This is a genomic window from Devosia sp., assembly GCF_017307565.1.
Lineage (GTDB): Bacteria > Pseudomonadota > Alphaproteobacteria > Rhizobiales > Devosiaceae > Devosia.
In genome coordinates this window covers 1-7,678 of record NZ_JAFKHD010000241.1, presented here as the reverse complement: position 1 = coordinate 7,678, position 7,678 = coordinate 1, and the positions used below count along the sequence as shown (strand labels likewise).

The following is a 7,678-nucleotide window of genomic DNA, read 5'->3' as shown; positions in this document are numbered from 1 at the left end:
TGGTCGCCACCGGCAGAACCTTGACGACGATGCCGTGCTCGCGGCGCAGCCAGTCCTTCAAGGCGCCCATCAGATCCTCGCCGGGCGCCAGCAGCTTGCCGAACGCCTCGGCCTCCTCCTCGATCGCCGGAAAGTGACAGGGGCGCCGCTCGAACGCGTCGCGCATCTCGTCCATCGGCAGACGGGCGGCCGAAAGGGCGGCGGCCCTGCCCTCGCCTGCCATCAGCTCGGAAAGGTCGGAGAGCCGCGCCGCCTGCTCCCGAGAAGAGCGCCGAAGTGATTGACCTCTGGTGAGCGATAGGACGAGCGCACCGAGATACGGCCGAACTTTGCCTGCAGGGGTTCGAGCAGGTCTTCGCAGAGCCGCTTGCCTGCGGCGATGGCGAGATCGGGGTCGTCAGGCAGGTTCCGGAAGCCGTTGATGACGCGAATCCCGGAATAGAGAAAGTCGCGCATGAAGAAGTTTTCGGACAGGCGAACCCGCCCGCAGGCTTCCAGCGCGCGGACGGTTTTCGGCTGACGCATGGGACAAGTCTCTCTCGGCTCTGGACGCAAGACCCTGCTTCTGTAACGTGGGGCCGACAACCCGGTTTCGACGCGCCTTCAGGTCTTCCCTATGCTCATGATCATGTTTTACGTCGCCATCACTGCTGAGGCGATGACGGCGGCACTATCGGCCGGACGGCGCAATATGGACTGGTTTGGCGTGTGCATCATTGCCTGCGTCACCGCTCTTGGTGGCGGCACGGCGAGGGACCTGTTTCTCGATCACTACCCGCTTTATTGGGTCAAGACGCCCTATGTGCTGCTGCTGGTCTGCGGGGCGGCGCTGCTCACCATTGCTATTGCGCGGGTGGTTGATCGGCTGCGCTGGCCCTTCCTGCTGCTCGACGCGCTGGGGCTCGTCGTCTTCACCATCGTGGGCTGCAACGTGGCGATCGAAACGGGGGCGCATCCCATCATCGTTATCGTCGCCGGCATGGTGACGGGGATCGTCGGGGGCATCCTGCGTGATGTTCTCTGCAATGATATTCCGCTGGTCTTCCATGGCGAACTCTATGCCACTGTTTCGATTGTCACCGGGGTGATCTACTATCTCGGTCTGACGCTCGGTCTGCCGACGGACCTGATGGTGCTGGTGGCGCTGGGCGTCGGCTTTCCGCTGCGGGTGCTCTCGATCATGTTCAAGTGGGAAATGCCCAAATTCGTGTTCGACAAGGACATGGGCGAATGAAGCCGGTGCGGATCGCGCTGTCTCGGCGGGCGGGTTTTGACCTGCAGGCCACATCCCGCGCGATCAACGGATTGCCGGCACAGTCGGTGGCGCGGCCAGGCCCCTGGGGCAACCCTTTCAGCATTGACGGCGTTGCAGCGGAAACGGGGCTTGATCGCGCCGCTGCCCAGGCAGAGGCCGTGGCGCGCCATGCACGCTGGATCGTGGGCGAACTCAAGACCGACAGGCAGCCCCCGGCGCTCGAAAAAATAAAGGCCGATCTCGCCGGCAAGAACCTGGCCTGCTGGTGTGCCGCGGGAACCCCGTGTCATGTGGAAACGCTCATAAGGCTCGCAAACAGCTAGGGTTTTGATCTCAAAATGTGCTAGCACTCGCACTACCATACAAGAATGGAGTTGTGAGTTGCGACAGACCTGGCGGTGGTTCGGGCCCAAAGACCTTTGCAGCATCGATGATATCACCCAGGTCGGCGCAGCCGGCGTGGTGAGCGCACTGCATCATGTGCCCAATGGCGTGGTCTGGACCAAGGAAGAGATCGCCAAGCGTTACAAGGAAATCGCCACCCGCAAGGACGGGACCGCGTCGGGCCTGACCTGGGACGTGGTGGAGAGCCTGCCGGTCAGCGAGGACATCAAGAAGCAGAAGGGCAATTGGCGCGAGCACATTGCCAACTACAAGATTTCCATGCGCAACCTCGCCGAGAGCGGCATGGAAGTGATCTGCTACAACTTCATGCCGGTGCTGGACTGGACGCGTACCGACCTGCGCTGGACAGTCGCGAATGGCGGCTCGTGCATGCGCTTCGACATCAATGATTTCGCGGCCTTCGATATTCACATCCTGAAGCGACCGGGCGCGGCTGCCGGCTACACCAATGCCATTGCCGACGAGGCAGGGCGGCGCGTCTCGGCGATGACCGAGGACGAAAAGAAGCGCCTTGGCCGCAACGTGACCATGGGTCTGCCGGGCTCGACGGAGTCCATGTCGCTCGAAGACGTTCAGGCCCATCTCGACGAATACGGCAATATCAGCCGGGATCAGCTGCGGAAGCACTTTGTGGAGTTTCTCGAAGAGGTGGTGCCCGAGGCGGAAAAGCTGGGGCTGCGGTTGTGTTGCCATCCAGATGATCCCCCGTTCGCACTACTCGGCCTGCCGCGCATCATGTCGACCGAGGCGGACTACAAGTACATTCTCGACGCCGTCGACAGCCCCGCCAACGGCATGACGTTGTGCTCTGGTTCGCTTGGCGCGCGGCCGGACAATGACTTGCCAGGGATGATGGAGCGCTTTGGGCCCAAGGTGCATTTCCTGCACCTTCGCAACGTGAAGCGCGACAATGATGACATCGCCGGTTCGTTCTACGAGGCCGAGCATCTGGGCGGCGATACCGACATGGTGGCGCTGATCGCGGCGATCGTCCGCGAAGAGCGTCGACGCCAGGCAGAGGGACGCAAGGATGCAATTATTCCCATGCGACCCGACCATGGGCAGGACATTCTCGACGATCTCGGACGCCGGGCGCAGCCGGGCTATCCGACCATCGGGCGGATGAAGGGCCTGGCCGAATTGCGCGGTGTCATGATGGCGCTCGAGCACGGATCGGTTGGATTGTAACGATCTGGTTTACCACCCGTGAAGGCCGCGCCGCCGACACTGCCGGGAGATTCGGCAAGAGGTGTGTAATGGGATTGCGGGGTGCAGTGCAGCGGGCCTTGGCTAGTTTGAGGCCCGCGGATACCCGCAATTCTGGTCCCACCGAAGCGGGTGAGGCCATGCGCGTTCTGGTGGTCGATGACGATCAGAGCGTTTTGGACGTCGCCGAACGGCTGCTGATTGCCGATGGCTATGTGCCGATCCTGACCGGCGCGCCGCATTCGGCGCTGCAGATCGCGCGGTCGATGCGCCCCGGCGCGATCCTGCTCGATGTGCTGATGCCCGGCTTTGACGGTTGGGATGTGCTGGCGGCGCTTAAATCGGACCCACAGACGAGCGCGATACCCGTCTTGATGATCTGCATGCTCGGCGAGCGGGGCAGGGCGCTGGAGGCAGGCGCTGACGGCGTGGTGCCCAAGCCGCTGGAGAGTTCCAACGTGAGCGCGGCGCTCCATGCTGTGTTGCCGGAGACTGGCCGGCGTCAGCGAGCGGCAGGCCGGTAGGCGGAAGCCGCAGCCTTACGCGAGGCTCGCCAGCTTGTCCGCCATGTTCTGCACTTTGTCGGTGCGGGTCGAGAAATGCATGGTGCAGAAGATGCGCTCGACGCCGAGTTCGTGCAGGCGCGCGCAGCAGGCTTCCACGGCAGCGCTGACGGCGCTCATTTCGCCTTCGATATTGGTGCCGTTGGCGTGCATCTCGTGGGTGAGACCGGTGCCTGCCAGGATGTCGCGCACTTCCTTGATATAGGCGGACACGGACGGGCCTACGCCCATGGGGACGATGCAGAGGTCGGCGATGATCTTCATGGTCTTTCCTGTCAGCGGATCCATTTGGGCTTGAAGCGCATGCGCGGCGGGGCCGGCATGTGGCGCATCAGACGCTGATAAACGAGGCCGAAGAGGAAGAACACCACCAGCGACACCGCGAGGAAGTAGAGCGCCGCCACGGAGAAATGCAGGAACGCATTGTAGTCGCGCTCGAACAGGGTCTTGGCCGTTACCATGAGGTCGGCCTGAGCCCCGATGACCGGCAGGGCGAAATAGACGATGGCGGTGGCGTGGAACAGGAACACGACCTCATTGGTGTAGGCCGGCCAGGCGAGACGAATGAGATTGGGCCAGATGACGTGGCGGAACTGCTGGCTGCGCGACATGCCATAGGCCTTGGCCGCTTCAACTTCACCGCGCGGCACGGCGCGCAGGGCGCCATAGAAGATTTCTCCGGTATAGGCTGCCGTGTTCAGGATCAGCACCAGCGGGCCCATGAAGAGCGGATGAAGTACGAAACCCGAGATGCCGAGGGGCTTCCACACCGCAAGGTTGAGCGAGAGCGCCAGGGAGTAGAACATGAAGAACTGGATGAAGAGCGGTGAGCCCCGGAAGGCGTAGATATAGACGCGCGACAGCCAGTTGATCAGCGGATTGGGCGAGGCCTTGCCGAGGGCAAGGAAGACGGCCAGCACAAAGCCGATGGGGATGGAGGCTGCGGCAAAGTAGATATTGAAGAGGACCGCTTGCGACATCATGGCGAGATCGTTGAGGAGGGGCTGCATCAGACGCGTGCCTCGCTCAGAATGCCCTTGCCGACCCGGCGCGTAATGGCCTCGAAGGCGCGCTCGGAGAGCCAGGTGACGAGAATATAGAAGACGAAGAGCACGAGATAATAGCGCCAGCGCCAATCCTCGTGCACAAGCCCGACGGCGGGCAGGAAGTTCGGGGCGCCGAGGCGGTCGGCCCAGAGCACAATGTCGGCGATCTGCAGCAGCGAAAGCAGCGAGGTTGCCTTGACGACGAGCATCCAGACATTGGAGAGGCCGGGCAGGGCATAGACCCACATCTGGCGAATCTGGATGCGCCACAGCACCTGGCCGGGCGACATGCCAAAGGCGCGCGCTGCTTCTAGCTGGCCAGTGGGCACCGAGCGCAGCGCACCGTGAATGACATTTGTGGCGAAGGCGCCGTAGACGAGACCGAGCGAGACGCTGGCCAGCAACAGGTATTCAGTCGTGCCGAGAAACCAGTTGGCTTCCTTGCAGGGCGGCCAGGCCGAGGTTTGCGCGGCTATGGATTCGGGTGTGCATATCTGGCTGGCGACTACCCACTCTACGGCCTGCTCGAAGGCGAGCGGGAAGAAGAGAAAAAAGAGGACGTCAGGCACGCCGCGCACGATCGAGGAATAGATCGTGCCGATGAGGCGCAGGGGCAGGAAGCGGGAGTTCTTTAGGGTCGCGCCGGTGAGGCCGAAGACAACGGCCAAGCCGCCGCCCATCAGCGCAGCAAAAATCGTGAACTGGAAGCTGGCATACCAGGCCAAATGCTTGCCATTGGTCAGATAGCTGAGCCAGAAGGCGATGTCGTCGTTCATGGGCCTTGCACCAGTTCGGGAGCGAGCGAGGGGCGTACCCCTCGCTCACAGGTCTTTATTCGGAGTAGTAGGGGCCGCGGCCGTCGAACCACTTGGCGATCAGGGAGTCGACGGTGCCGTCGGCCTTGAGCGCAACAATGGCGTCGTTGAGCTTGGTGGTCAGCTCGGTTTCATCCTTGCGCAGACCGATAGCCATGCCTTCGCCGATCATGATTTCCGGACCGGTATATTCGATGGCGCCGTTGGAGGCGCTGACGATCGGGTCGACATAGGCGCCATCGGCGAAGATGGTGTCGAGGTTGCCGGCGGAAAGGTCGGCCACTGCCTGATCAGCGGTGCTGAACGAGACGACGGTGTTGTCGGTGGCCAGGTTTGCCTGGGCATAGGCGGCCTGGATCGTGCCGCCCTGAACGCCGATGCGGGCGCCGGCCAGTGGCTCGAAGTTGATGTTTTCACCGGCCAGGGCCACATAGCGCGACGGATCGGGCGGGAAGTATTCGTCGCTGAAGTTGATCGTCTGCAGGCGCTCTTCCGTGATCGACATGCCGGCCATGATGGCATCGTAGTTGCCGGCGAGCAGGTTCGGGATGATCGAATCCCAATCGTTGACGATGAATTCGCAGGTCAGACCGGCCTTTTCGCAGATGGCGCCAGCGAGATCGATCTCGTAGCCGGCCGGCTTGCCGGATTCATCGAGGAAGTTCCACGGCGCATAGGCGCCTTCGGTGGCGATGCGCACGGTTTCCTGCGCCATGGCCGAACCGCCAAGGGCGAGAGCGGCAATTGCTGCCAGCATAATCTTCTTCATGTTTTCTCCGTTGCGTTTGACGTCGCGTGACTGCCCGGTTTTCCGGGTCTGATAGGTACCGCTAGCTGTGGCTGGCGGCGTTGAGGAACTGTTTGAGGCGGGCCGACTTGGTGGCGCCGAACACTTCGTCCGGGGTGCCTTCCTCCTCGATCTGGCCCTGATGGAGGAAAATGACCTTGTCGGAGACGGAGCGGGCGAACTCCATGTCGTGCGTGACGAGCACCATGGACCGGCCTTCGTCGGCCAAAACCTTGATGACGCGCAGCACTTCGACCTCGAGCTCCGGGTCGAGCGCCGACGTTGGCTCGTCGAAAAGCATGACGCGGGGATTGATGCAGAGGGCGCGGGCAATAGCCGCTCTTTGCTGCTGGCCGCCGGACAGCTGAGACGGATAGGCGTCGGTCTTTGAACCGATACCCACCTTGTCGAGCATGGCGCGGGCTTCCGCTTCCACTTCGGCGCGCTGGCGGCCCTGGACGACGAGGGGAGCCTCCATGACGTTTTCGAGGATCGTCATGTGAGCCCAGAGATTGAAGGACTGGAACACCATGCCCAATTCGGAGCGGATGCGGCGGATCTGCGCTTCGTCGGCCACGTGGCGACCTTCACCGGTTCCGCGCAGCCGGATGGCCTCGCCGTCGATGAGTACGTCACCGGCGTCGGGCACTTCGAGCATGTTGATGCAGCGCAGCAGCGTCGACTTTCCGGAGCCGGACGAGCCGATCAGCGAGATCACTTCGCCCTCATGGGCTGTGAAGGAAATGCCTTTGAGCACTTCAAGTGCCCCGAAGGACTTATGCAAACCGCGCAGTTCTACAACAGGCGATAGTCCCGCCCGGGCGGGTTTGGCTTCCGGCATGCTCACCATATGACCCGGTATTCGGGCGTTCCCTGAACGGCAATTGCCTTATTTTAAGGCCGGCAATTTTGACCGCCTCCAACAAAAGCAAATGACGATGAGATAGCAAGGGGAAAAAGCGATAGTGCCCAGCGCACTTGGACTTTTGGACGAATGCGGGCACAAGACGGGCTCGAAACGAACGGGAAAATTGATGTTCTTCTGGGTTTCAAAGATTTTCTGGCTATTGGCGCAGCCGATCAGCGTGGTCTTCCTGTTGCTGCTCGCTGCGGTGCTGGCCGTCTTTTTTGGACGAAAGAGGATTGCGGTTACAGCGCTTGTTCTGGGACTTTTGGTGCAGGGAACCGTCAGCTTCACCAATCTTGGATATGTGCTCCTGCAACCGCTTGAGGACCGCTTTGCGGTTCCTGCCACGGCGCCCGCGGCGGTCGATGCTATCATCATGCTGGGAGGCGCGACGCTGGAACGGCCGAGTTCGGCGCGGCAGATTGCCGAGCTCAACGAGGCCGGGGACAGGCTGACCACGACGCTTTGGCTGGCGCGGAAATATCCTCAGGCGCGCATCGTCATCAGCGGCGGGAGTGGCGCGCTGACCGATGAGGGCGAGGCAGAAGCCACCACGGCGGCCCGTTTCTTCCGCGCTTTCGATATTCCCGAGGAGCGGCTGGTGCTGGAAGGGGAGTCACGCAATACCGACGAGAACGTGGCCTACACCAAGTCGCTGCTCGGCGATGCGAAGTCGATCATCCTCGTAACCTCG

The 7,678-nt window shown here is 62.1% G+C and carries 10 protein-coding genes and 2 pseudogenes; 5 read left to right on the top strand and 7 right to left on the bottom strand.

Annotated features, from left to right (window positions below):
- Together J0I64_RS08160 and J0I64_RS08155 are read right to left on the bottom strand one after the other, a co-directional pair.
- Window positions 1–271: pseudogene (locus J0I64_RS08160) on the bottom strand (Cro/Cl family transcriptional regulator); the annotation flags it as partial.
- Window positions 271–525, bottom strand: a pseudogene (locus tag J0I64_RS08155) (hypothetical protein); the annotation flags it as partial. The pseudogenes J0I64_RS08155 and J0I64_RS08160, both read right to left, overlap by 1 nt.
- A gap of 91 nt (window positions 526–616) precedes the next feature.
- Between J0I64_RS08155 and J0I64_RS08150 the strand changes: the two are divergent.
- The 4 genes from J0I64_RS08150 (at window position 617) to J0I64_RS08135 (ending at window position 3,390) form a co-directional block, all read left to right on the top strand.
- A complete protein-coding gene (locus J0I64_RS08150) occupies window positions 617–1,234 on the top strand; it encodes a trimeric intracellular cation channel family protein (protein WP_291407097.1) in 618 nt (205 codons plus the stop codon).
- Window positions 1,231–1,578: a DUF4326 domain-containing protein gene (locus tag J0I64_RS08145; protein ID WP_291407096.1), complete on the top strand. Its 348-nt coding sequence runs from the start codon at window positions 1,231–1,233 to the stop codon at window positions 1,576–1,578. The genes J0I64_RS08150 and J0I64_RS08145 overlap by 4 nt, the downstream gene beginning before the upstream one ends.
- 58 nt (window positions 1,579–1,636) lie before the next feature.
- Window positions 1,637–2,848 carry a mannonate dehydratase gene (gene uxuA, locus J0I64_RS08140; protein ID WP_291407095.1) on the top strand — a complete coding sequence of 404 codons (1,212 nt, stop codon included), beginning with the start codon at window positions 1,637–1,639 and terminating at the stop codon, window positions 2,846–2,848.
- 98 nt (window positions 2,849–2,946) lie between these two features.
- Complete coding sequence (locus tag J0I64_RS08135) at window positions 2,947–3,390, top strand: response regulator (protein WP_291407094.1); 444 nt, start codon at window positions 2,947–2,949, stop codon at window positions 3,388–3,390.
- A gap of 15 nt (window positions 3,391–3,405) precedes the next feature.
- Here J0I64_RS08135 and J0I64_RS08130 read toward each other — a convergent pair whose 3' ends face one another.
- The 5 genes from J0I64_RS08130 to J0I64_RS08110 form a co-directional block, all read right to left on the bottom strand.
- Window positions 3,406–3,693, bottom strand: coding sequence for an MTH1187 family thiamine-binding protein (locus tag J0I64_RS08130; protein ID WP_291407093.1), 288 nt, complete (start codon window positions 3,691–3,693; stop codon window positions 3,406–3,408).
- A gap of 11 nt (window positions 3,694–3,704) precedes the next feature.
- Window positions 3,705–4,439: an ABC transporter permease subunit gene (locus tag J0I64_RS08125; protein WP_291407092.1), complete on the bottom strand. Its 735-nt coding sequence runs from the start codon at window positions 4,437–4,439 to the stop codon at window positions 3,705–3,707.
- A complete protein-coding gene (locus J0I64_RS08120) occupies window positions 4,439–5,251 on the bottom strand; it encodes an ABC transporter permease subunit (RefSeq protein ID WP_291407091.1) in 813 nt (270 codons plus the stop codon). The genes J0I64_RS08125 and J0I64_RS08120 overlap by 1 nt, the downstream gene beginning before the upstream one ends.
- A gap of 55 nt (window positions 5,252–5,306) precedes the next feature.
- On the bottom strand, window positions 5,307–6,059 hold the full coding sequence (locus J0I64_RS08115; RefSeq protein ID WP_291407090.1) for a transporter substrate-binding domain-containing protein: 753 nt from the start codon (window positions 6,057–6,059) through the stop codon (window positions 5,307–5,309).
- A gap of 61 nt (window positions 6,060–6,120) precedes the next feature.
- Window positions 6,121–6,918, bottom strand: a complete 798-nt coding sequence (locus J0I64_RS08110) for an amino acid ABC transporter ATP-binding protein (protein ID WP_291407089.1) — start codon at window positions 6,916–6,918, stop codon at window positions 6,121–6,123.
- Window positions 6,919–7,111: 193 nt separating this feature from the next.
- On the opposite strand from J0I64_RS08110, the gene J0I64_RS08105 reads away from it, so the two are divergent.
- The coding region (locus J0I64_RS08105) for a YdcF family protein (protein ID WP_291407088.1) at window positions 7,112–7,678 on the top strand (567 nt) is incomplete at its 3' end.